This is a genomic window from Rhizobium sp. 10N414, assembly GCF_056394785.1.
In genome coordinates this window covers 97,741-120,573 of sequence record NZ_JBFTIN010000001.1, presented here as the reverse complement: position 1 = coordinate 120,573, position 22,833 = coordinate 97,741, and the positions used below count along the sequence as shown (strand labels likewise).

19 protein-coding genes are annotated in these 22,833 nt (G+C 62.0%); 10 read left to right on the top strand and 9 right to left on the bottom strand.

The annotated features are described in order from the left end of the window. Positions 1-10 precede the first annotated feature (10 nt). The 3 genes from AC1DE4_RS00610 to pdeM all read left to right on the top strand — a co-directional run bounded on the left by AC1DE4_RS00610 (position 11) and on the right by pdeM (position 4,658). Positions 11-1,264, top strand: coding sequence for an NAD(P)/FAD-dependent oxidoreductase (locus AC1DE4_RS00610; protein ID WP_018858598.1), 1,254 nt, complete (start codon positions 11-13; stop codon positions 1,262-1,264). A 51-nt stretch (positions 1,265-1,315) separates the two neighbouring features. Beyond that, positions 1,316-3,826 carry a ligase-associated DNA damage response DEXH box helicase gene (locus AC1DE4_RS00605; RefSeq protein WP_477879439.1) on the top strand — a complete coding sequence of 837 codons (2,511 nt, stop codon included), beginning with the start codon at positions 1,316-1,318 and terminating at the stop codon, positions 3,824-3,826. Between the two features lie 106 nt (positions 3,827-3,932). Continuing rightward, positions 3,933-4,658 (top strand): ligase-associated DNA damage response endonuclease PdeM, encoded by a 726-nt coding sequence (gene pdeM / locus AC1DE4_RS00600; protein WP_018858596.1) that lies wholly within the window; start codon positions 3,933-3,935, stop codon positions 4,656-4,658. A 38-nt stretch (positions 4,659-4,696) separates the two neighbouring features. On the opposite strand, the gene AC1DE4_RS00595 is transcribed toward pdeM, so the two are convergent. Then, complete coding sequence (locus tag AC1DE4_RS00595; protein WP_025660367.1) at positions 4,697-4,927, bottom strand: hypothetical protein; 231 nt, start codon at positions 4,925-4,927, stop codon at positions 4,697-4,699. A 141-nt stretch (positions 4,928-5,068) separates the two neighbouring features. Further along, positions 5,069-5,650 (bottom strand): transglycosylase SLT domain-containing protein, encoded by a 582-nt coding sequence (locus AC1DE4_RS00590; RefSeq protein ID WP_477879437.1) that lies wholly within the window; start codon positions 5,648-5,650, stop codon positions 5,069-5,071. A 340-nt stretch (positions 5,651-5,990) separates the two neighbouring features. Here AC1DE4_RS00590 and AC1DE4_RS00585 point away from each other — a divergent pair, with 340 nt between their 5' ends. Beyond that, complete coding sequence (locus AC1DE4_RS00585) at positions 5,991-7,058, top strand: cyclic nucleotide-gated ion channel (RefSeq protein WP_025660366.1); 1,068 nt, start codon at positions 5,991-5,993, stop codon at positions 7,056-7,058. A 43-nt stretch (positions 7,059-7,101) separates the two neighbouring features. Here AC1DE4_RS00585 and AC1DE4_RS00580 read toward each other — a convergent pair whose 3' ends face one another. Then, complete coding sequence (locus AC1DE4_RS00580; RefSeq protein WP_477879435.1) at positions 7,102-7,665, bottom strand: dihydrofolate reductase family protein; 564 nt, start codon at positions 7,663-7,665, stop codon at positions 7,102-7,104. 92 nt (positions 7,666-7,757) lie between these two features. Between AC1DE4_RS00580 and AC1DE4_RS00575 the strand changes: the two genes are divergently transcribed. Next, complete coding sequence (locus AC1DE4_RS00575) at positions 7,758-8,264, top strand: winged helix-turn-helix transcriptional regulator (protein WP_169683767.1); 507 nt, start codon at positions 7,758-7,760, stop codon at positions 8,262-8,264. Here AC1DE4_RS00575 and AC1DE4_RS00570 read toward each other — a convergent pair whose 3' ends face one another. Together AC1DE4_RS00570 and AC1DE4_RS00565 are read right to left on the bottom strand one after the other, a co-directional pair. After that, on the bottom strand, positions 8,265-9,071 hold the full coding sequence (locus tag AC1DE4_RS00570) for a TIGR02186 family protein (RefSeq protein WP_018858590.1): 807 nt from the start codon (positions 9,069-9,071) through the stop codon (positions 8,265-8,267). Beyond that, entirely contained in the window at positions 9,071-9,991 is a 921-nt protein-coding gene (locus tag AC1DE4_RS00565; protein ID WP_018858589.1) for a sulfite exporter TauE/SafE family protein, read from the bottom strand. The genes AC1DE4_RS00570 and AC1DE4_RS00565 overlap by 1 nt, the downstream gene beginning before the upstream one ends. A 310-nt stretch (positions 9,992-10,301) precedes the next feature. Between AC1DE4_RS00565 and AC1DE4_RS00560 the strand changes: the two genes are divergently transcribed. Further along, the gene (locus AC1DE4_RS00560) at positions 10,302-10,865 is read left to right on the top strand and encodes a DUF922 domain-containing Zn-dependent protease (protein ID WP_477879818.1); all 564 of its coding nucleotides are present in this window, start codon (positions 10,302-10,304) and stop codon (positions 10,863-10,865) included. Between the two features lie 23 nt (positions 10,866-10,888). On the opposite strand, the gene AC1DE4_RS00555 is transcribed toward AC1DE4_RS00560, so the two are convergent. Then, on the bottom strand, positions 10,889-11,521 hold the full coding sequence (locus tag AC1DE4_RS00555; RefSeq protein WP_062373483.1) for a TerC family protein: 633 nt from the start codon (positions 11,519-11,521) through the stop codon (positions 10,889-10,891). A 280-nt stretch (positions 11,522-11,801) separates the two neighbouring features. Here AC1DE4_RS00555 and AC1DE4_RS00550 point away from each other — a divergent pair, with 280 nt between their 5' ends. The 4 genes from AC1DE4_RS00550 (at position 11,802) to AC1DE4_RS00535 (ending at position 17,421) form a co-directional block, all read left to right on the top strand. Next, complete coding sequence (locus AC1DE4_RS00550) at positions 11,802-13,424, top strand: ABC-F family ATP-binding cassette domain-containing protein (protein ID WP_477879433.1); 1,623 nt, start codon at positions 11,802-11,804, stop codon at positions 13,422-13,424. Positions 13,425-14,290: 866 nt separating this feature from the next. Continuing rightward, positions 14,291-15,700, top strand: coding sequence for a DUF1254 domain-containing protein (locus AC1DE4_RS00545; RefSeq protein ID WP_477879431.1), 1,410 nt, complete (start codon positions 14,291-14,293; stop codon positions 15,698-15,700). Between the two features lie 51 nt (positions 15,701-15,751). Continuing rightward, positions 15,752-16,867, top strand: a complete 1,116-nt coding sequence (locus AC1DE4_RS00540) for a flavin-containing monooxygenase (RefSeq protein ID WP_477879429.1) — start codon at positions 15,752-15,754, stop codon at positions 16,865-16,867. A gap of 125 nt (positions 16,868-16,992) precedes the next feature. After that, positions 16,993-17,421: a plastocyanin/azurin family copper-binding protein gene (locus AC1DE4_RS00535; protein ID WP_477879427.1), complete on the top strand. Its 429-nt coding sequence runs from the start codon at positions 16,993-16,995 to the stop codon at positions 17,419-17,421. Between the two features lie 61 nt (positions 17,422-17,482). Here the strand turns inward: AC1DE4_RS00535 and AC1DE4_RS00530 are convergent, their stop codons facing one another. From AC1DE4_RS00530 to AC1DE4_RS00520, 3 genes are read right to left on the bottom strand one after another with little or no spacing between them, the layout of a single operon-like run. Further along, positions 17,483-19,696 (bottom strand): 3-hydroxyacyl-CoA dehydrogenase NAD-binding domain-containing protein, encoded by a 2,214-nt coding sequence (locus AC1DE4_RS00530; protein WP_169683770.1) that lies wholly within the window; start codon positions 19,694-19,696, stop codon positions 17,483-17,485. Positions 19,697-19,708: 12 nt separating this feature from the next. Continuing rightward, positions 19,709-20,917, bottom strand: coding sequence for an acetyl-CoA C-acetyltransferase (locus AC1DE4_RS00525; RefSeq protein ID WP_477879424.1), 1,209 nt, complete (start codon positions 20,915-20,917; stop codon positions 19,709-19,711). 37 nt (positions 20,918-20,954) lie between these two features. Next, a complete protein-coding gene (locus AC1DE4_RS00520; RefSeq protein WP_169683771.1) occupies positions 20,955-22,751 on the bottom strand; it encodes an acyl-CoA dehydrogenase C-terminal domain-containing protein in 1,797 nt (598 codons plus the stop codon). Positions 22,752-22,833 lie beyond the last annotated feature (82 nt).

The window sequence follows — 22,833 nt, the reverse complement described above, 5'->3', positions numbered from 1 at the left end:
AGTCCATCCTATGAAAACAGATATCCTCGTCCTCGGTGCCGGCATTGTCGGCGTCAGTGCGGCCATTCATTTGCAGGATCGCGGCCGCTCCGTCGTGCTTGCCGACCGCGGCGAACCGGGCGGCGGCACCAGCTACGGCAATGCCGGACTGATCGAGCGTTCCTCCGTCGTTCCCTACGCCTTCCCACGACAGCTCGGCGCGATTGCCAAGTATGCGCTGAACAATTCATCGGATGTCCGTTACGATCCGGCCTACCTGCCGCGCATCGCGAAATGGCTGGCGCGCTACTGGTGGCATTCCTCGCCGACCAATCTGGAAAAGGCGACACGGGCGCTGCTGCCATTGATCGAAGCCAGTGTCACCGAACACGACAAGCTGATTGGCCGCGCCGGCGCCTCCGACCTCATCCGCGAGCGCGGCTGGATGTCGTTCTACAAGAACCCGCGCCGTTTCGAGGCTGCCCGTGCGGAAGCCGAGGGCCTGTCCGCCCATGGTCTGGCGATCCGTATTCTCGATGCCAGCGAGTTTCTGGCGATGGAGCCTGCCTTCGCCGCGCGCGGTGGAAGCATCGCCGGCGCCGTCCACTGGCTCGACCCGAAGACCGTAACCGATCCACAGGCGCTGACGGCAGCCTATGCCAACCTCTTCACGGCAGCCGGCGGCACGGTCGTCCGAGCTGACGCCTCCGCTCTTCGCGAGGAGAAGAACGGCTGGTCGATCACGACAGCCGAAGGCGAGATCATCGAAGCCGGCGAGGTCGTCGTTGCCCTCGGCCCGCAATCCGGCCTGATCTTCCGCAAGCTCGGCTATTCCTTGCCGCTGGCGGTCAAGCGCGGCTACCACCGGCATTATGCGCAGCGCGAAGGCCAGCCGCTCGGCCACTCCGTCGTCGACGAGGAAGCCGGCTACGTGCTGGCGCCGATGGCGCGCGGTATCCGGTTGACGACGGGCATCGAATTTGCTGCGCCCGATGCGCCGCCGAATACCATCCAGCTCCGCCGCGACGAGGCTCAGGCCCGCGCGCTCTTCCCGCTCGGTGAGCCAGTGGAGGCCACGCCCTGGCTCGGCCTGCGTCCCTGCCTGCCCGACATGCGCCCGGTGATCGGACCGGCGCCGCGCCATCGCGGCGTTTGGTTCAATTTCGGCCACGCCCATCACGGCCTGACGCTCGGCCCGGCAAGTGGCCGGCTGCTGGCCGAGCAGATGGCCGGCAACGACACGTTTGCCGATCCGAAGCCCTTCCACCCGCATCGCTTCCTGTAGTTACAAGGTCTGCCATTCTATTTCTGCAGCCGCTGCACTACCTTTAGGGCCGTGGACCAGATCGATTCCGAAGCCCGCGTTGTCCTGCCTCAGCCTTTCACCCGCTGGTTCGCGGACAAGGGATGGCGTCCACGCGCCCATCAGCTGGAATTGCTGGCCCGCGCCGAGGCTGGTGACAGCACGCTGCTGATCGCGCCAACCGGCGCCGGCAAGACGCTCGCCGGCTTTCTGCCATCGCTGACTGACCTGACGCGTCGCGGCAAGATCCTCCCGGGCTCCGCCTTCACCGGTATCCACACGCTTTACATCTCGCCACTGAAGGCGCTTGCCGTCGACATCGAGAGAAACCTGATGAAGCCAGTGGAGGAAATGGTCCTGCCGGTGACGGTCGAAAACCGCACCGGCGACACGCCCGTTGCCAAGCGCCAGCGCCAGAGATTGAGCCCGCCCGACATTCTGCTGACCACCCCCGAGCAAGTGGCCTTGCTGCTCGCCAGCCGCGAGGCAGAGCGCTTTTTCAAGGACCTCAAATACGTCGTTTTCGACGAACTGCATTCGCTCGTCACCTCGAAGCGGGGCCACATGCTTTCGCTCGGCCTTGCCCGCCTGCGCCGGCTGGCACCCGCCCTGCAGACGATCGGCCTTTCGGCTACCGTCTCCGACCCGATGGACCTGCAGAAATGGCTAGTGGCGCAGCGGGAAGGCGAGGATCACCACGCCGGATTGGTCATCGTCGAAGGCGGCGCCAAGCCCGACATTTCGATCCTGTCGACCGAGGAGCACATTCCCTGGTCGGGCCATTCGGCGAAATACGCGATCCCCGACGTCTACAAGCAGCTCCTCGACCACCGCACGACGCTGCTCTTCGTCAATACCAGGTCGCAGGCCGAGATGCTGTTCCAGGAACTCTGGACGGTGAACGAGGAAAACCTGCCGATCGCGCTGCATCACGGCTCGCTCGATGTCGGCCAGCGCCGCAAGGTGGAGGCCGCGATGGCGGCAAACCGGCTGCGGGCGGTTGTCGCCACCTCGACGCTCGACCTCGGCATCGACTGGGGCGATGTCGATCTTGTCGTCCATGTCGGCGCGCCAAAGGGAGCCTCGCGGCTGGCCCAGCGCATCGGCCGCGCCAACCACCGCATGGACGAGCCGTCGAAGGCGATCCTCGTGCCCGCCAACCGCTTCGAGGTGATGGAATGCCAGGCAGCACTCGACGCGAACTATATCGGCGCGCAGGACACGCCGCCGGTCGGGAAGGGCGCGCTTGATGCTCTGGCGCAGCATGTGCTCGGCATGGCCTGCGCCGAACCTTTCGATATGCTGGAACTCTTCGACGAGATATTGAGCGCCTCGCCATACGCCGATCTCTCGTGGGAGACCTTCGAGCGCGTCGTTGATTTCGTCGCGACGGGCGGCTATGCGCTGCGCACCTATGAGCGCTATGCCCGGATCCGCAAGACCAATGAAGGACGCTGGCGCGTCTCAAATCCCCAGGTCGCCCAGCAATACCGGCTGAACCTCGGCACCATCGTTGAAAGCCCGATGCTCAACCTGCGCATGGTCAAGCGCGGCGAAGGCGGCAGGATCGGCCGCGGCGGTGCGACGCTGGGCAAGGTCGAGGAATACTTCCTCGAGCAGCTTTCGCCCGGCGACACCTTCATCTTCGCCGGCAAGGTGCTACGTTTCGAGGGCATCCGCGAGAACGAGGCGGTTGCCTCGCAGGCCTTCTCGATGGATCCGAAGATCCCATCCTATGCCGGCGGCAAGTTTCCTCTTTCCACCTATCTGGCGGACCAGGTGCGCTCGATGATAGCAGATCCCGACCGCTGGCGCCGCCTGCCGGACCAGGTGCGCGACTGGCTGGCGATCCAGCAGGAAAAGTCGATGCTGCCGAAGCGCGACGAGCTCTTGATCGAGACCTTTCCGCGCGGAAGCCGCTGCTACATGGTGATCTACCCCTTCGAGGGACGACTGGCGCACCAGACGCTCGGCATGCTGCTGACCCGGCGCCTCGAGCGAGCCGGCGCCAAGCCTCTCGGCTTCGTCGCGACGGATTATTCGCTCGGCATCTGGGGCTTCGAGGACATGGGGCTGATGATCCGCAACGGCCGGCTCAGCCTTGCCGATCTCTTCGACGAGGACATGCTGGGCGACGATCTCGAAAGCTGGCTCGACGAATCTTTCCTTTTGAAGCGAACCTTCCGCAATTGTGCCGTGGTTGCAGGTTTGATCGAGCGCCGTCACCCGGGCAAGGAAAAGACCGGGCGCCAGGTCACGGTCTCGGCCGATCTGATCTATGATGTGCTGAGAACCCACGAGCCGGATCACATTCTGCTGCAGGCGACGCGGCAGGATGCGGCAAGCGGGCTTTTGGATATTTCCCGGCTTGGCGATATGCTGAGGCGAATCAAGGGCCATATCACGCATCGCGCGCTCGACCACATCTCGCCGCTGGCGGTCCCCGTCATGCTGGAGATCGGCAAGGAGCCAGTGCATGGCGAGGCGCATGATGCCGTGCTGGCGGAAGCCGCCGACGACCTGATCGCCGAGGCGCTGGCTTAGAATAAGTCCCGGATAGGTTTGCGCCGGCTTACCATCCGGAATGCCCGATACGGAGATAGGGAGCGACCCGAAAAGGAGCTTCCGAGACCAAGGACTGACCCGAGTGATGAACCGCCTGGCGCTTGCGCGTGAACTGAACGGACTGGCCGCGCGACCGGGCGTCGAGACTTCGGTCCACGGCGTTGCCGCCGTCTGCGATCCGCTCGGCGCGCTCTACATGCCCGATGCCGGCATTCTCGTCGTGTCCGACCTGCATCTCGAAAAGGGTGCGGCCTTCGCCCGTCGCGGCATGATGCTGCCGCCCTACGATACGCTGGCGACGCTGACTGTGCTTTCGGCCGTCATCACCCGCTACGACCCGAAGCTGGTGGTCTCGCTCGGCGACAATTTCCACGACCGCGTCGGCTCGGCGCATCTGCCCGAGTCGTTCCGCAGCCTGATTGCGGAAATGGCGCGCGGCCGCGAATGGATCTGGATCAACGGCAATCATGATCCTGACGGCACTGTCGATCTGCCGGGTGCTTCCGTCGATGAGATGCATTACGGCGGTCTGACCTTCCGCCACGAGCCGAGAGGCGGGCTGCAGCAGGGCGAGATCGCCGGGCACCTGCATCCGGCCGCAACCGTCCGCCGCCGCGAAAAATCCGTCCGCCGGCCGTGCTTTGCCACCGACGGCGCCCGCCTACTGATGCCGGCCTTCGGCGTCTTGACCGGCGGCCTCGACCTTCGCCACAAGGCGATGAAGGGCCTGTTCGATCACACTGCGCTCATCGCCCACCTCCTTGGGCGTGACCGGATCTACTCAGTCAGGTTTGGCAACCTGGTGGGTTAAGCGCGCGATAGGCGACAGGCGTGCAAACCGCCGTCGCGCTAGTCGCCGAAATAGTAGAGCGGCTGGCGAGTGAGCTCACCACGGCCGAGATGGCCGTACACATCGTTTCCCAGAATCCAGAAGGCAATCGCCTGTGTCTTCGTGTTGAAGATGTAGTCGCCGGAGATCCAGTGTTCCGCTTTGTTGCCAGAAAGCGCATACAGATAGTCGCCAACCTCATACATGACCGCCCGGTGCGAGTTGTAATCGTATAAGTAGCGCTCGGCCATCTATTCTCCTGATTCTATTTCGGAAAGAATCCCATGGTCCCGAATGTATTGTCAAACAATACTGTAGATGTACGAAGATCGACCCAATTTTGTTTGGTTCGTGTTGTATAGTGTTTCTATTGGACGTTCCCAGTGAAGGCCTTAATTGCACTCCTGCAATTGCCGTTGATAGGCCACTGCCATGTTGTTGAACCGCTGCGCCGTCTTCTGCAGCTGTGCATTCGAGCGCCAGTCGCCGCGCACGTAACCCTTCGGGCCGGAATAGTAGGCGAGATAGAGGTTGTAGGCATCGTTCAGGGGAATGCCGGTCACCTGGCTGTTTTGCGCGTGGTACCAGCCGATGAAGTCGATCGCATCGGCGAAGTTGGTGCGGCGCGCGGCCCAGCTGCCGGTGGCGGATTGGTAGTGATCCCAGGTGCCGTCGAGCGCTTGCGAATAGCCGTAAGCCGTCGAAGGTCTCGTCCACGGAATGAAGCCGAACAGCTTGGTGCGCGGTGGTCGCGCATAGGGCTGGAAGCCGGACTCGGTATACATGGTCGCCATCAGGATCGGAACCGGAACGCCATACTTGCGCTCCGTCTTTTCCGCCGCGCGCTGCCAGCTCGTGAACATCCCGTCGCGCTGCTCGAAGACCGCGCAGATGTTTCGGGTCTGTTTGGGAGCGGTCGCACAGCCGGCAACAAGTGCCAGAAGCACGAGAGCGGGGAGGGCACGGATACGCATTACAAGAACCTCTCGTTTCCGAGAGATTACTAACTCGTAAATATTAACGAGCGGTTTTTAGCGGAATGCGAGTTGGCACCTGCAAATGGCGGCAGTGCCGCTTAGGAGAGCAGCTTTTCCAATCCGGAATTTTGTCAGCGCCCGCCTGCGCTTTTCGACGCTTTGCTGCGTTAAAGCGACGAAACCTCGCCGCTCGAAGAACAGTTTGGCCGTCAGGCCCGCTTCCCTTGCCAAACTGCCTGGCCCTGGGAGGCCGCACGAGCGTTGGTTCAAGTGTACTTTGCGCGTGGCCCAAAGGCATTTATTGTCGAAGAATGCCGGGCGCGGTTGGGAGTGTCTGATGTCGGCAGTGCCTTTCTCGAAGATTTCGACGCCGATCAACGCGCTGTTCGCCGCAATTGGTCTCCTGATCGTTGCTGCGCTGACGACGCCCAATCTCGCCGCGGAAGAGCAATTGGCCTTTGAGTTGCTGCTTGCGGCAATTTGGGTGGTCTATGTGCTCCAATTGGTTGGGACGTTGCTCTCACGTCGACAACGCCCGTCGAGCGGGGTGACGGCCCTTGTGATCGATTTGCTTGCCGTTCTGGTTCCGGTCGTTGCATTCCTGTTCGTTGGATCCCGCGATCGGAGCCTGTATTGCGCCATTTGGCTTCTCAAGCCGCTGCGGGACTCGAGCTTCTTCAGGCTGATGGCAAAGGTGGTTGCGAACGAATCGCGCAATCTGCTTGGCGTCACGTCGGTCTTCGGCATCGTTCTCTTTGGTGCCGCGCTGGCCGGTTATGTCATCGAGCGCGACGTCCAGCCAGACAAGTTCGGCAGCATCCCGCAGGCGATGTGGTGGGCCGTCGTAACGTTGTCGACGACCGGCTACGGCGACGAGATCCCGCAGAGCCTCGGAGGGCGGATACTGGCTGGCCTGGTGATGATGAGCGGTATCGGCATTTTTGCGCTTTGGGCCGGTATCCTCGCCACCGGTTTCTACGAAGAGGTTCGCCGTCAGGACTTTGTTCGCAACTGGCAACTGGTCGCCGCCGTACCTCTATTCCAGAAGCTCGGCGCTGCCGCACTCGTCGAGATCGTGCGGGCGCTGCGACCGCGCGTCGTCCCTGCCGGTAGCGTGATCTGTCGCAAGGGTGATATTGGCGATCAGATGTTCTTCATCGTCGAGGGGCGGGTCAGCGTGGCAACCCCCGATCATCCGGTGGAACTTGGCAGCGGAAGCTTTTTCGGCGAGATGGCGCTGATCACGGGCGAGCCGCGATCAGCAACTGTCAGTGCCGCAACTGAGGTGTCGCTGCTGTCGCTCTATGCGGTGGAGTTCCAGATGCTGTCGAGCAGCAGCCCCGAGATCGCAGAGACCATCCGCAAGACTGCGCTTGAGCGACGGGGCGGGCTGCCGAAGGCTTGATCCAATCCCGCTGTGGCTGCGGCAGGGCCGCAGCCATTGACGCTCATGCCTGGACCGGCTCGTAGCGAAGGATCACTGCGCCGTTCTTCGTCGTCGTGCTGTCCAGTAGCCTCAGCGGAAGCTGCCAGTCTCCCGGTTTGAAATGTGGGTTGCCGCCGCCGAGGATGACAGGCACAAGGCATATGCGGATCTCATCCACCAGGCCTTCCTTCAGGAGCGAATCCGCCAGTTCGGCGCTGCCGAAAATGAAGATCGACTTGCCGGTTTCGGCCTTCAGCTTCTTGAGTTCCGAGACGGGTTCACTCACGACGCGGGTATTGTTCCAGTCGGCCGTCGGCATCGACCTCGATACGGCTATCTTGGCAATGCCGTTCATATAGGTCTTGATCTTCTCGCCTTCCTCGTCCGTGGCGGTCGGCCAATAGGCGGCCATGCCCTCATATGTCTTGCGGCCGAAGACGAGCAGGTCGCCCTCTTCGCCAAGACGCTCGGAGTACTGTTGCAGTTCGGGACCCCAGACAAGAGTGTGAAAATCGATATCCCACGGCTTCGTCCCTTCGAAATAGCCGTCAAGCGTCATCAGATTCCAAACGATAAGCTTTCTCATCCCTTCGTCCTCCTCGAAACTGGTTGCGACTCGTAACTGGTTGAACGCTTGGTTGACTGATGGCAAAATGCAAGCAGTTTTTGGAGGTGCTAATGGACGACGCTCATCGCTCCGGCTGCCCGATCAATCTGACGCTCGAGGTCCTCGGCGATCGCTGGAGCCTCATCGTCATCCGCGACATCATGTTCGGCAATCGGCGCCATTTTCGCGAACTGCTGCAGAATTCGCAGGAGAAAATTGCCTCGAACATTCTGGCCGACCGCCTCCGCCGCCTAGTCGACAGGGGATTGCTGACGCGTGAGGATGATCCGACGCACAAGCAGAAGGCAATCTATAGCCTGACCGAAATGGCGATCCAACTCGTGCCCATCTTCGCGCACATGGGTGCGTGGGGTCGCAGGCATCTTCCGGTTACCGAGGAACTCTCCATTCGGGCGGAGCTTCTGGAGGAGGGGGGCACCGAACTCTGGGAGGAATTCATGGACGAGCTGCGCGCCAAGCATCTCGGCAAGAAGCTGCCTGCCGGAACGCCGTCCGTCCTCGCGCGCCTCACCGAAGCCTATCTCGGCGTCGTCGCCCGCAAGACGAAATCCGCCTGATCAATCCTTGCGGAACACCACGCTGGCACCCCAGCCGGTAATGAGCGCCAGGAAGACAGAAACCAGGCCGTAGGCAATCGGCTGCGAGTGCGCCGCGTCGGTAATCATCTGCTCGATGCCCGTCTTGATGACACGCAACGGCACCGACTTCTCAGTGATGAAATTGCCGCTCTTGAAGAGATAGGCTCGCACGGTATGCACGCCGTTCGGAATGTTTGCCGGCAACCGCAGGCTGGCTTTGAAAAGGCTGGAACTGACGAAACGCACGCCGCTCGGGTCGCGATCGTAGAGGCCGCCGTTTTCCTGCAGTCGGCGAAAGGCCTGCCGGAATTCGCCGAGATTGCTGGCGTTGCCGACGAAGCCGACCGGCGTCAGCGGGATGTGGTCGATGCCGATCCCCCTATCGGTGAGGTCGAGCGGCGTGGTGATGTCGTCAAGCATGCGCGAACTCGACATCGAATAGGAGTGCGGCACCGCCTCGAAGGTCATCGATCGCGTATTCATCCAGACGCCGAACACGCGCTCCTTCCGGCGCACGGTCGCGTTTTCTCGCGGCCCCTCGAGAACGACGACCACGTCATATTGGCCGATTGCCAACAGAAGACTGTCAGTGTTGGTCACGGCTCCAAAGATCGTCAGGTCCGCGCCCCGAAAATCCGAAGTGATGGCGATTTCGCTGGTGGAGGTGCCGATCTCCAGCCCTTCGGTCTTGCTCTGCGCGGCCTGTCCCGGGAGCAGCATCTGCGCCATTGCTGCGGTGGGCAGCAAGAGAACGATAGATAGAAGAGCAGCGAGGAAGCGGCGCATCAATTCGCTCCCATGACGACGGAGTAGACGTCCGCTGGGGTTACGACGAGCGCAACGGCAAGACGAAGGCCGACGGCAAGCACCAGCAGTCCGAGAAGCGCGCGAAGCTGCTCACCGCGCAGCTTCTGTCCGACACGCACGCCATACTGCGCGCCGATCACGCCGGCAATCATTAGGAAAAAGGCGAGCACGATGTCGACCGAGAAGTTCGTCGCCGCCTGCACGACCGTCGTGTAGGCGGTCACGAAGATGATCTGGAACAGCGACGTGCCGACGACCACGTTGGTCGGAATGCGCAGGAGATAGATCATCGCCGGCACCATGATGAAGCCGCCGCCGACGCCCATGACCGATGTCAGGATGCCGATGCCGAAGCCGAGCGCGACGACCGGGATCACACTGAGGAAGATCTTCGACTTCTTGAACCGCATCTTCAGCGGCAGCTTGTGCACCCAATGGTGATGACCGGGGCGCCGCGGTGTCGGCGGCACGTTCTTCGCCGCACGGCGCATGGCACTGACGCTCTCGACCAGCATCAGTCCACCGACCGTGCCGAGAAAGACGACGTAAAGCAAGGAGATGATGAGATCGAGCTGACCGATCCGCCTGAGCAGCGAGAAGATCCAGATGCCGATTGTCGCACCCGTGAGACCCCCAATCAGCAGTACGGTTCCGAGCTTCAGGTCGAGCGATCCACGCCGAAAATGCGTGATGGCGCCGGATATGGAGGAGGCCACGACCTGATTGGCGCCGGTGGCGACGGCAACGACCGGCGGGATGTTGTAGAAGATCAGGAGCGGCGTGATCAGGAAGCCGCCGCCGACACCGAACATTCCGGAGAGAAAGCCGACGGCTGCTCCCATGCCGAGAATGATGAAGATGTTCACCGACAATTCTGCGATAGGCAGATAGATTGTCACAGCAGACCCCAATCTATGAACTGCCCCCACAGGCAGGCGTCTTACATCTTGTTCGAATGGTGCATCATACGGTGAAATCGTTGCCAGAGGATTTCGATTAGCGACACGCGATCCACTCGATAGCGTGATCACTCTCGAATATTCAGGCTTTTTTTGGGTTTTATGACAGACCTTTAGGGGTCGATCCCGACAAAGCGTGCCTAGTGCCGCATCCGGATCGCCGGTTGAATGCGAGACGCCTGCCGACTAGGGTCGGAGCAGGATTGTCCGGGGGATTCGCGTGAAGGCAGGATTGGTTCGTTGGTTGCTGATGGCTTGCGTCCTTCAGCCGGTTGCGGCGAAGGCGGAATGGCAGCCGATCGAAGAGGTGCGGACCTACGCGGTGACGGGCAGTTCCGGCGCAGCCTTGTACGATTCCATCGGCGAGCACGGTCCCGAGCTTGGCCCCGGTCGGGTGGTGGCGCACACGACTTTCAAGCTGACCTGGACCAGAGAATACGAGCGCCGGGGCGATGCCTGCGTGCTTGCCGTGGCGCGGCCGAAGCTGATCATCACCTACACGCTGCCGAAGCCGACCGGCAAGCTTCCCGCTGCCACCCAGGCAAGCTGGGCGACCTTCATTGCCGGCATCGAAACGCATGAGCGGGTGCACGGGGACTATATCGAGCAGATGGTCCGGGACATCGAGGCGATGAGCGTCGGCTTTTCCGCCGACAATGACCCGGATTGCCGCAAGATCCGGGTCGAACTCACCAAGCGGCTCGGCGAACTCTCGGCGCGACAGCGACAGCAGGGCCGCGATTTCGACAAGGCGGAGATGAGCGAGGGCGGCAATATTCGCCGCCTCGTCCTGCAGCTCGTGAACGGCCCCTGAGGGCCGTTCGAACCTATGGCGGTTCAGCCCAAAGCGGCAGCGGCCACCGGCGCGAGGTGCGGCCAGACCTCGAGGGCGCCGCGATAGATCATGCTCAGCGCCACGTAGACGATGATGGCAAGGCCGAGATAGGCGATCCAGTGGTAGCGGTTGAGCAGGCGCGCGATGAAGTTCGCCGCAATACCCATCATCGCAATCGACAGGATGAGGCCGATGACGAGGATCGTCGGATGTTCGCGGGCAGCCCCCGCAACGGCGAGCACGTTGTCGAGCGACATCGACACGTCGGCAATGACGATCTGGCTGGCTGCCTGGAAGAAGGTCTTCTTCGGCGCCGCCGCGTCGCCTTCGGCACCCTCCACTTCGCCGCTGCCGTTGCGCAGATCGCGCCACATCTTCCAGCAGACCCAGAGCAGGAGAATACCGCCGGCCAGCAGCAGGCCGATGATCTCGAGAAGCTGGACGGTAACGCTGGCGAGCGCGATACGCAGCACGGTGGCAGCAAGAATACCGACGAGGATCGCCTTCTTGCGTTGGTCGGCCGGCAATCCGGCGGCGGCAAGACCGATGACGACGGCGTTGTCGCCGGCAAGCACGAGGTCGATGAGAATGACCTGCAAGAGCGCCAGCAAGCCGGCCGAGGTGAAAATTTCCATAATCTGATAATCCCTGACATATGCGAAACGCCCGCCGGCGCGCCGATAACGCATAAATGATCGCTGATCGGCTGATCAAGGGGCGAGGACCTATTGTGGAAAAGTTCTGTCGCCCGTTGCAGTTCCGCCCGGTCGACAAACGACCTTCATTTTCCTGACGTAGAGTTCTTTGCATGGCCTGGGATTGGCCATTGCGCCGCGAACGTGCTAGCGAGAGCCGCAAAAAGCCCCGGCCGGCATGATCGAGGGGCGCAGCAACGCTTTCGGACTCCACGCAGACATGATTCGCATCGAGAATATCAGCAAGCAGAACAGCCACCGCATCCTCTTCATCGAAGCCTCCGCAGCCCTCAACAGAGGCGAGAAGATCGGCCTCGTCGGCCCGAATGGCGCCGGCAAGACGACGCTCTTTCGCATGATCACCGGGCAGGAGCAGCCCGATGAAGGCCAGGTCGCGGCCGAAAAGGGCGTGACGATCGGCTATTTCAATCAGGATGTCGGCGAGATGGCCGGCCGTAGCGCCGTGGCCGAGGTCATGGAAGGTGCTGGGCCTGTCAGCGTCGTCGCGGCCGAGTTGCGTGAACTCGAAGTGGAAATGGTCGATCCCGACAAGCTCGACGAAATGGACCGGATCATCGAGCGCTATGGCGAAGTCCAGGCACGGTACGAGGAACTGGACGGCTACGCTCTGGAAGGGCGTGCGCGCGAAGTGCTGGCAGGCCTGAGCTTCACCCAGGAAATGATGGACGGTGATGTCGGCGGACTGTCGGGCGGTTGGAAAATGCGCGTGGCGCTCGCCCGCATTCTTCTGATGCGTCCGGATGTCATGCTGCTCGACGAGCCGAGCAACCACCTGGACCTGGAAAGCCTGATCTGGCTGGAAGAATTCCTGAAGACCTATGACGGGGCGCTTCTGATGACCTCGCACGACCGCGAGTTCATGAACCGCATCGTTGGCAAGATCATCGAGATCGACGCCGGCTCGTTGAACAGCTACTCCGGCGATTACGGGTTCTACGAACAGCAGCGGGCGCAGAACGAGAAACAGCAGCAGGCGCAGTTCGAGCGCCAGCAGGCGATGCTTGCCAAGGAAATCAAGTTCATCGAGCGTTTCAAGGCGCGCGCATCGCACGCCTCGCAGGTGCAGAGCCGCGTCAAGAAGCTGGAGAAGATCGACCGGGTCGAGCCACCGAAGCGCCGCCAGACGGTCGCCTTCGACTTCCTGCCGGCCCCGCGCTCCGGCGAAGACGTGATCAACCTCAAGAACGTCCACAAGAAGTACGGCAGCCGAACCATTTACGAAGGCCTGGACTTCATGGTCCGCCGCAAGGAGCGTTGGTGCATCATGGGCATCAACGGTGCCGGCAAGTCGACCCTGCTGAAGCTGGTTGCTGGTTCCGCCGAGCCGGACCAGGGCAGCGTTGCCCTCGGCGCCAGCGTCAAGATGGGCTATTTCGCCCAGCACGCCATGGATATCCTCGATGGCGAGCGGACAGTGCTGGAATGGCTGGAGGATTCCTTCCCGCAGGCAGGGCAGGCGCCGCTGAGAGCGCTGGCCGGCTGCTTCGGCTTCTCCGGCGACGACGTCGAAAAGAAGTGCCGCGTGCTGTCGGGTGGCGAAAAGGCGCGGCTTGTCATGGCCAAGATGCTCTTCGATCCGCCGAACCTGCTGGTGCTCGATGAGCCGACCAACCACCTGGACCTCGACACCAAGGAAATGCTGATCAAGGCGCTGTCGCAATACGAGGGCACGATGCTGTTTGTCTCGCACGACCGGCATTTCCTCGCGGCGCTTTCCAACCGCGTGCTGGAACTGACGCCTGACGGCATCCACCAATATGGCGGCGGCTACAAGGAATACGTCGAGCGCACCGGTTACGAGGCACCTGGCCTGCGGGGCTGAGGGTAGCGGGGCGCCGGTCGACCTGCGGGCCCGGGCACGACGGCAGGTGGCGATGGAGCAATCTTTCCAGAAGCCGCACTCGCTGGCGGCCAGCCGTGTGATGACGCATCCGCCGGATCGCGCCTTTTCCTCGCCATCGACCAGTCCGCCATCCTCGAAATTCATGGCCTCGACGACGGCGAGCACGTCGACAACGGGCAGGGCGAGAAGTCTTTTCAGGAACAGGCTGCTTCGCATGCGTCTCCTCCACGGCAGCTCCGCCGCCATGTTTTCGACCATCGATCCGGAGAGCCCACGCAAATGCGGAACCTCACTGGTTAGAATTATTGTGGCTCCGCATTTGCGTGGCCTTCGGCGTTCTTCGGGATATCCCTACCCCTTCAGGCGATCGCCTCGTCTCGCTGCGTCCGAGCAGATCGGCCCGAACTTGCATGGCTGAACCAAACCGGATGCTGGAACATCCGGGGGAGACTTGTGATGGCAGCGGTCTAATGCCGATGCCCGGCTTTCGCCTCCCTGCCTTTGACTACACGTTACAGCCTCCGGCAGGGCGCCTGCTCCCGCCTGCCCGCGAAAGTCTCGCGAAACACCCCGGCGACGGAAGCGGAGGATTTTAGGCACGGGGCCGGGGAGCGAGGATGAGAGATCGGATAAGTGATTGATATGGCGTAACTCGGCGCTGTTTTGCTCCGTTGAGGCACCATGCACTCGATCGGATATTGCATCAGCATATCCCGATTTCGCATGGTCGGACCCGCCTCTAGTCTGCAGATGGGATACTGGTCACATTTACCGTAACGTACTTCCGTATTGAGCCCCGCAAGCATTCACTCCGGATGACGCATCAAGATCGGAGGAGGCCTGCCATGAGGTCTATCGCGCTATTATGCATGCTGCTGCTCGCCGGTCCGGCACTTTCGGCAGATAGGACCGCACGGCAGGTGTTCGACCAGGAGATCGAGCGGAATGCAGTCCAGGCGGCAGTTTGGGGCATACCCGTCGTCAACTACGATCTGATGCGGCAGGAGATGCTTGAGAAGACGCCCGGCAAGGTCGGACAGGTCATCTATTGGGGCCGCCCGCTGGACTGGATGAACCAGACGCTGACGCCCAATCCGGACGCTCTCTACTTCATGGTTTTCTTCAGCACGAAGGACGGCCCCGTCGTTCTCGATCTGCCGCCGGCGGAGGAAAAGGCCTCCTTCAACGGCAATATCGTCACCGCATGGCAATTGCCGCTCGAGGATGCCGGTCTGCTCGGATACGACAAGGGCAAAGGCGGCAAGTTCGTGGTCCTGCCGCCGGGTTACACGGACAAGCTGCCGGACGGGTTCATTCCGCTGCGGTCCGAGGTCTACGGCGGCTACATGCTGTTTCGTTCGAACCTTGCGAGCCATGGTGATGCCGATGTCCAGGCCTCCATCGACTACGGCAAGAAGCTGAAAATCTATCCGCTGTCGGCCGCCGCCAATCCGCCGGAGACCGTTTTCTCCGACGTGAAGGATGTTCTGTTCGATTCCACGATCAGATGGGACGCGAGCTTCTTCGACAATCTGAACCGTGTCGTACAGGAAGAGCCGTGGATCTCCCGCGACCGCGTGATGATCGACCAGCTGAAATCGATCGGCATAGAGAAAGACAAGCCGTTTGAGCCCGATCGCCACACCAAATCCCTGCTGACCAAGGGCATCAAGGAGGCCGAGACCCTACTGGAGGCGAAATACGATGCCGGTCTGCCGCCCTTCTTCAGCGAGAAGAGCCGCTGGACCTTCCCGGCCTATCCCGATCTCATCAAGGCCATGCAATCTGATTTCGCCGAACAGGACGCCTATCCGGTCGATCATCGCGGCGTTGCCTACAGCTATGCCTATATCGGCATCAAGAGGCTCGGGGCCGGTCAGTTCTATGCGATCTCGATCCGCGACAAGGATGGCAATGCCTTCGACGGCGGCAAGACCTATCGTCTCCATGTGCCTGGCAATGTTCCCGTCCAGCAATATTGGTCGGTGACGGCCTATGACCGGCAGACGCACGCGCTGATCAAGAATGTTGCGCGTGCCAGCCGTTCGTCGCAGATTCTGGAACTGGTGAAGAACGGAGACGGATCCGTCGATCTCTATTTCGGTCCCAAGGCCCCCAAGGGCAAGGACACCAATTGGGTGCCGACCGATCCGAAGCGGCAGTTCGAACTGATGTTCCGCGCCTACGGCCCGACGAAGGAGTTGTTTGACAAGAAGTGGGTTTTGTCGGATGTCGTCAGGGTCGCCGCGCCCTAGGTGTCAGCACGAGGGCCCATTTATGACTGGCATCGTGAGCCAAGAGCTCCCATGACGGATACAGAAACGATCATCATCGGTGCGGGACCGGCAGGATTGGCCTGCGCCGTGGCGCTGCAGGCGCGTGGACGCCCGTTTCTGGTGCTTGAGAAAGGCGACACGCTGGCTGCCTCCTGGCATCGCCACTACGACCGCCTTCGGCTGCATACCCACAAGATGCACTCGGCTCTGCCGGGAATGCCAATGCCACGGCGGTTTCCGAAGTATCCCTCGCGGCAGCAGGTGATCGAGTATCTCGAAACCTATAGCTCCTCGAACGACATCGAGGTCAGGTTCGGCGTGCGCGCGACGACGATCCGCAAGGACAAAGAGTGGATTGTCGAGAGCTTCGAGGGGGCATTCGAGGCGAGCAATGTCATCCTCGCGACCGGGCTTTCGAACGCGCCGATAAGGCCGTCCTGGGAGGGGCAGGAGCTGTTTTCGGGCAAGCTTCTGCACTCCTCGGAGTTCCGGAATGCCGCGGAGCTTGCAGCCGAGCGGGTCCTCGTCGTCGGCTTCGGCAACTCCGCCGGCGAGATCGCTCTCGAATGCGCCGAGGCCGGCCTTCATGTCGCCATGTCCGTGCGTGGTCCGGTCAACGTCGTGCCGCTCGAGCTGTTCGGCGTGACGACCGCCAGCATTGCCATCGCCCAGCGGTTCCTTCCCTATCGCCTAGTCGACGCGGTGAACGCGCCGATCCTCAGCCTGCGTTTCGGGGACCTCGGGGCGTTCGGAGTGGAAAGGGCAAAAGGCGGGCCGCTGGCCGGCATTATCGAAAGGGGCCGCACGCCGATGATCAACATCGGCACGATCGAGCGGATCAGGTCGGGGGATATCAAGGTGTTCCCTGCCGTCACGAGTTCCGACGATCGCCAGGTGCAATTCGCGGATGGCCGCTCCGGCATTTTTGACGCGATCGTCCTTGCGACCGGCTATCGGCCGGGGCTCGAGGCGCTGCTGGCCGACTTCAAACAACGATTTGGCGGCGCCGACGGTCCCGCGCGCGGAGATCTCCAGCCGGCGAATGATGGCCTCTACTTTTGCGGCTTCACCGCCGTTCCAACCGGCCTTCTCCGGGAAATCGGACTTGAGGCCGAGAAGATCGCGGCCTCCATCGCCGGCCAATGATGTGTCGTCCATCGCCCGGGACCGGCTTTGTGTTGCCGAGCCTGCGACGGTTGGACCAGCCGTTCAGGCTGGCGTCAGACGTGCTGCCTACATGAAGCGCGGGCTGCAACGGAAAGGCTGATTTGATGAACAGGTACGCATGGTACGCTCTCGCCGCATCTGCCGCGATCGCAACCGCTTCGCCGTCATGGGCGGCTACGACTGTGAAAGTGACCGAAGGCGGCGAGGGCGGCGGGCCGATGACCCTGACGCTCGACCAGGCCACGATCAAGGCAGGGGAAACGATCTTCGCGGTTCACAACGACGCGATGACCGAGGAGCACGAGATGGTGCTCGTCAAGCTGAAGTCCCCGGACCAGAAGGTTCCGTTGATTGCATCCTGGCATAGGGTCGATGAAAAGCAGCTCAAGAGCATCGGCGAAGTCTCGGACCTAAAGCCGGGAGCGGACGGGCAGTTGAAAACGAAGCTCGCGCCCGGCGCCTACCTGCTTCTGTGCAATATCAAGGGGCATTACGAGGCGGGCATGCAGGCCAGCCTTACCGTGACCAAGTAGCCGCGAGATCGAAAGCCAGCCGAAAGCACCGCTGGCTTTGATGACAGGTGCCAGAGGCGGCTTACGCCGCCTCCTTATCCTTTGCGTAAGGGTCGAAGCGGCCGTAGAAGGTCTCGCCCTTGGCCGCCATGTCCTCAAGCAGCGCCGTCGGCTTGAAGTGTGCACCGTAAGCTACAGCTAACGTTTCACATAGCTCCACGAAGGCCTTCACGCCCATCCCGTCGACGTAGGAGAGCACGCCGCCGGTATAGGGCGCGAAGCCGAAGCCGAGGATGGAGCCGACGTCGGCCTCGCGCGGATCGGTGACGATGCCTTCCTCGATGGTGCGGGCTGCCTCCAGTGCGATGGTGACGAGGAAGCGCTGCTTCAGCACCTCGACATCGACGTCTTCCGCCTTCTTCTGCGGGTAGAAGGTCTTCAGCTCGGGCCAAAGCGACTTCTTGGCCGGTTTCGCCGGATAGTCGTAGAAGCCCTTGCCGTTCTTGCGGCCGCGGCGGTCGAGCTCGTCGACCATCTTGTTGATCAGCGCCATATGTTCAGGATCGACGGCGGCTTCGCCGAGATCGGCGACGGTGGCCTTGAGGATTTTCTGCGACAGATCGATCGCCACCTCGTCGTTCAATGAGAGCGGGCCGACCGGCATGCCGGCCATCTTGGCAGCATTCTCGATCATCGCGGGCGGGACGCCCTCGATCAGCATGTCGTAGGCTTCGTGGATATAGCGGAAGACGCAGCGGTTAACGAAGAAGCCGCGGGTGTCGTTGACGACGATGGGCGTCTTCTTGATTGCGGCGACGTAATCGAGTGCCACCGCCAGCGCCTTGTCGCCGGTCTGCTTGCCAAGAATGACCTCGGTCAGCATCATCTTCTCGACCGGCGAGAAGAAATGCACGCCGATGAAATCGGCAGGGCGCTTGGAGTTCTTGGCAAGGCCTGAAATCGGCAGGGTCGAGGTGTTGGAAGCGAAGATGGCGCCTTCCGGCAGCACGGCTTCAACCGCCTCGATCACGGCCTTCTTGACCTCACGGTCTTCGAACACGGCTTCAATGACGAGATCAGCATCCTTGAGGTCGGCATAGTCCGCGGACGGGACGATGCGCGAAAGCAGCGCCGCACCGTCATCCTGCGTAAGGCGTCCCTTACCGATCGAGTCCTTCACCAGGCCTTCACCGACGCCCTTGCCCTTGGCCGCCGCTTCGATGTCGCGGTCGATGAGGGTGACGGGGATGCCGGCGGCGGCGGTTACATAGGCGATCGAGGCTCCCATGAAACCGGCGCCGACGACACCCACTTTCTTCAACTCCGTTTTCGGGATTCCGGCGGGGCGGCGGGCCCCTTTGCCGAGCTCCTGCATGGAGATGAAGAGCGAACGGATCATCGAGAAGGCTTCGCTGGTCTGCAGGATCTCGGTGAAATAGCGCTGTTCGATCTTGAGGCCGGTGTCGAAAGGCACCTGTAGGCCTTCATAGACGCATTTGAGGATTGCGAGTGCTGCCGGGTAGTTGCCCGCCGTTTCGCGGCGCAGGATCGCCGGTGCGGCCGGCCAGAGCTGCGCTGCCGCAGGCGTCCAGATACCGCCGCCGGGCGCCTTGAAACCCTTTTCGTCCCAAGGCGCGACTGGCTTGAGGCCGTCCTTGATCATCTGCTTGGCAGCCGGGATCAGCTGATCCGGCTCGACCACCTGATGCACGAGGTTCATCGCCTTGGCGCGCGCTGCTGTCAGCGACTGGCCTGTCGTCATCATCTGCAGGGCCGACTGGGCGTCCGCCAGGCGCGAGACACGCTGCGTGCCGCCGGCACCGGGGAAGATGCCGACCTTGACCTCGGGCAGCGCGATCTTCACCGACTTGGCATTCGAGGCGACGCGGCCATGGCAGGCGAGCGACATTTCGAAGGCGCCGCCCATGCAGGTGCCGTTGATCGCCGAAACCCAGGGCTTGCCGGAGGTTTCGACTTTGCGGAAGAGGCCGGTCATGCGGCCGACGAGATCGAACAGCTTCTGCGCAGCGCCATCGGGATTGGCGGCCTTCTCCTGCTGATAGAGCGAGAACATCGACTTGATCATCGAGAGGTCCGCGCCGCCCGAGAAGCTCGACTTGCCCGAGGTGATAACCGCGCCCTTGACGGCGCTATCGGCAACGACGGCATCAACGATGGCGTTCAACTCGTCCATCACCTCTTCGGTGAAGACGTTCATGGATTTGCCGGGCATGTCCCAGGTGACGAGAGCGATGCCGTCCGCGTCGGTTTCGACGGTGAAGTTCTTGTAGGTCATCGTCTCTCTCCCTTAGACGCGTTCGATGACGGTTGCGGTGCCCATGCCGGCGCCGATGCAGAGCGTGACGAGCGCGGTGTTGAGGTCGCGCCGCTCCAGTTCGTCCAGCACGGTGCCCAGGATCATCGCGCCGGTGGCGCCGAGCGGATGGCCCATGGCGATGGCGCCGCCGTTGACGTTGATCTTGTCGTGCGGGATCTCGAAGGCCTGCATGTAGCGCAGCACGACGGCGGCGAAGGCTTCGTTGAGCTCGAAGAGATCGATGTCGGCGAGCGACATGCCTGATCGTTTCAGAAGCTTTTCGGTGACGTCGACAGGGCCGGTCAGCATCAGCGCCGGGTCGGAGCCGATATTGGCAAAGGCCTTGATGCGGCCGCGGGGCTTGACGCCCATGCCTTCGCCGCCGGCCTTCGAGCCGAGCAGCACGGCGGCCGCGCCATCGACGATGCCGGAGGAATTGCCGGCGTGGTGAACGTAGTTGAGGCGCTCGACCTCCGGATGCGCCTGGATGGCGACGGCTTCGAAGCCGCCCATCTCGCCCGGCATCTGGAAGGAGGGGTTGAGCGCCGCCAGCGCCTGCATGTCGGTGCCTGGGCGCAGGTGCTCGTCATGGGCAAGGATAACAAGGCCGTTCTGGTCCTTCACAGGAATGACGGAGTTCTTGAAGTAGCCCTTCTCCCAGGCATTCGCAGCGCGCTTCTGGCTCTCGACGGCATAGGCATCGACGTCGTCGCGCGAGAAGCCGTATTTGGTGGCAATCAGATCGGCGGAGACGCCCTGCGGCATGAAATAGGCCGGGAAGTTCACCGACGGATCCATGAACCAGGCGCCGCCGGACATGCCGAGGCCGACGCGAGACATGCTTTCGACGCCGCCTGCGATGACGATGTCATCGGCGCCCTGGGCGATCTTCGCCGCGCCGAAATTCACTGCGTCGAGGCCGGAAGCGCAGAAGCGGGAGATCTGCATGCCGGGCGCCTTGGTGGAGTAGCCTGCCTCGAAGGCGGCCCCACGCGGGATGACCGCGCCTGCTTCCATCACTGGATCGACGCAGCCCATGACGATGTCATCGACCGTTGCCGTATCGAGCCCGTTGCGGTCGCGGATCGCCTCCAGCGTCTTGGCGGCAAGCCGCACCGACGGCACCTCGTGCAGCGAGCCATCCTTCTTGCCGCGGCCGCGTGGCGTGCGCACGTGGTCGTAAATGAAAACCTCGGTCATTCCTCTATCTCCCTATCGGCGGCAAGCGCCGTTGAACTCAAAAGGCCTCGGCGGCCAACGTCATCATCGTTTCCGCGCCGGTCTCGATGCGGGCCTTGCGCAGTGCCGTTTCCGGCATGATCCGCTCCATGAAGAAACGGGCTGATATCAGCTTGTTGCGCAGGAATGTTTCGCGTTCGGTTTCTCCAGCGGCAAGGCCATCATTGGCAGCCTTGGCCATCTTTGCCCACATGTAACCGAGCACGACGAGGCCGAAGAGATGCATGTAGTCGGTGGAGCCGGCGCCGGCATTGTCGGGCTTGGCCATGGCGTGCTGCATGAACCACATGGTCGCCGCCTGCACGTCGTTCAACCCCTTCTTCAGGTTCTTGGTGAAGAAGGCCATCTGTTCTTCGTTGCGGTTCTCCTCGCAGAAATCGCCGATTTCCTTGAACAGCGCCATGACGGCGCGGCCGCCGTTCTGGCCGAGCTTGCGGCCGACCAGGTCGAGCGCCTGAATGCCGTTGGCGCCCTCGTAGATCATGGCGATGCGCGCGTCGCGCACATACTGGCTCATGCCGTGCTCTTCGATGTAGCCGTGACCGCCGAAGACCTGCTGTGCCATGACCGCGTGGTCGAAGCCCTTGTCGGTCAGGACGCCCTTCAGGATCGGCGTGACGAGGCCGAGAATGTCGTCGGCGGTCTGGCGCTCCTTCTCGTCCGCCGAACGGTGGGCGATGTCGGATTTCAGGGCCGTCCACAGCAGGAAGGCGCGGCCTGCCTCATTGAAGGCGCGGATCGTCATCAGCGAGCGGCGGATATCCGGATGCACGATGATCGGGTCGGCTTTATTGTCCGGCGCCTTCGGGCCTGACAGTGAACGGCCCTGGATGCGCTCGCGGGCATAGTTGACGGCGTTCTGATAGGCGACTTCGGAGATCGCCAGTCCCTGCAGGCCGACGCTGAGACGCGCCTCGTTCATCATCACGAACATGGCGCTGAGACCCTTGTTCTCGGCACCGATGAGGAAGCCGGTTGCCCCGTCATAATTCATGACGCAGGTGGCGTTGCCGTGAATGCCCATCTTGTGCTCGATCGCACCGCAGGAAACCTGGTTGCGCGCACCGACCGTGCCGTCCGCCTTGACCAGGTACTTCGGCACGATGAACAGCGAAATGCCCTTCGTGCCTTCAGGTGCGCCCTCGATGCGCGCCAACACCAGATGCACGATGTTGTCGGTCATGTCGTGCTCGCCGGCCGAGATGAAGATCTTCTGGCCTGACAGCTTGTAGCTGCCGTCTGCCTGCGGCACCGCCTTGGTGCGCAGCAGGCCGAGATCGGTGCCGCAATGCGGCTCGGTGAGGTTCATGGTGCCGGACCATTCGCCGGAAACCATCTTCGGCAGATAGGTCTGCTTCTGCTCCTCCGAGCCATGCACGAAGATCGCCGCGATCGCGCCCTGGGTGAGCCCCGGGTACATCATCAGCGACATGTTGGCGGAGGAGGTGTATTCGCCGACGGCGGCATGCAGTGCGTAGGGAAGACCCTGGCCGCCGAATTGCTCGGGAACCGCAAGGCCAGTCCAGCCGCCATGGCAATAGGCGTCATAGCCGCCCTTGAAACCATCGGGCACCGAGACCGAGCCGTCTTCATGGCGCACGCAGCCTTGCTGATCGCCGGAATAGTTCAGCGGGAAAAGCACTTCCTCGGCAAGCTTTGCCGATTCTCCGAGAATCGCCTCGATCATGTCAGGCGTCGCGTCGGCAAACCCCGGAAGATTGTTGTAGCGTTCCAGGCCGAGCACGTCGTTCAGCACGAAAAGCGTGTCGTTTACCGGGGCCTTATAGACTGGCATCGTTCGAATTCCTCCAATTCGGCACGCCGGACGAAGCCGGCATTTGAGAGTCTCTTACAAAATATTGACGTTTGCGTAAACG

What these genes read in the sequence shown, in the direction of transcription:
- AC1DE4_RS00610 (WP_018858598.1), top strand. Translation starts at nt 11, where the DNA reads ATGAAAACAGATATCCTCGTCCTCGGTGCCGGCATTGTCGGCGTCAGT.
- pdeM (WP_018858596.1), top strand. Translation starts at nt 3,933, where the DNA reads ATGAACCGCCTGGCGCTTGCGCGTGAACTGAACGGACTGGCCGCGCGA.
- AC1DE4_RS00595 (WP_025660367.1), bottom strand. Translation starts at nt 4,927, where the DNA reads ATGGCCGAGCGCTACTTATACGATTACAACTCGCACCGGGCGGTCATG.
- AC1DE4_RS00590 (WP_477879437.1), bottom strand. Translation starts at nt 5,650, where the DNA reads ATGCGTATCCGTGCCCTCCCCGCTCTCGTGCTTCTGGCACTTGTTGCC.
- AC1DE4_RS00585 (WP_025660366.1), top strand. Translation starts at nt 5,991, where the DNA reads ATGTCGGCAGTGCCTTTCTCGAAGATTTCGACGCCGATCAACGCGCTG.
- AC1DE4_RS00580 (WP_477879435.1), bottom strand. Translation starts at nt 7,665, where the DNA reads ATGAGAAAGCTTATCGTTTGGAATCTGATGACGCTTGACGGCTATTTC.
- AC1DE4_RS00575 (WP_169683767.1), top strand. Translation starts at nt 7,758, where the DNA reads ATGGACGACGCTCATCGCTCCGGCTGCCCGATCAATCTGACGCTCGAG.
- AC1DE4_RS00570 (WP_018858590.1), bottom strand. Translation starts at nt 9,071, where the DNA reads ATGCGCCGCTTCCTCGCTGCTCTTCTATCTATCGTTCTCTTGCTGCCC.
- AC1DE4_RS00560 (WP_477879818.1), top strand. Translation starts at nt 10,302, where the DNA reads ATGGCTTGCGTCCTTCAGCCGGTTGCGGCGAAGGCGGAATGGCAGCCG.
- AC1DE4_RS00555 (WP_062373483.1), bottom strand. Translation starts at nt 11,521, where the DNA reads ATGGAAATTTTCACCTCGGCCGGCTTGCTGGCGCTCTTGCAGGTCATT.
- AC1DE4_RS00550 (WP_477879433.1), top strand. Translation starts at nt 11,802, where the DNA reads ATGATTCGCATCGAGAATATCAGCAAGCAGAACAGCCACCGCATCCTC.
- AC1DE4_RS00545 (WP_477879431.1), top strand. Translation starts at nt 14,291, where the DNA reads ATGAGGTCTATCGCGCTATTATGCATGCTGCTGCTCGCCGGTCCGGCA.
- AC1DE4_RS00540 (WP_477879429.1), top strand. Translation starts at nt 15,752, where the DNA reads ATGACGGATACAGAAACGATCATCATCGGTGCGGGACCGGCAGGATTG.
- AC1DE4_RS00535 (WP_477879427.1), top strand. Translation starts at nt 16,993, where the DNA reads ATGAACAGGTACGCATGGTACGCTCTCGCCGCATCTGCCGCGATCGCA.
- AC1DE4_RS00530 (WP_169683770.1), bottom strand. Translation starts at nt 19,696, where the DNA reads ATGACCTACAAGAACTTCACCGTCGAAACCGACGCGGACGGCATCGCT.
- AC1DE4_RS00525 (WP_477879424.1), bottom strand. Translation starts at nt 20,917, where the DNA reads ATGACCGAGGTTTTCATTTACGACCACGTGCGCACGCCACGCGGCCGC.
- AC1DE4_RS00520 (WP_169683771.1), bottom strand. Translation starts at nt 22,751, where the DNA reads ATGCCAGTCTATAAGGCCCCGGTAAACGACACGCTTTTCGTGCTGAAC.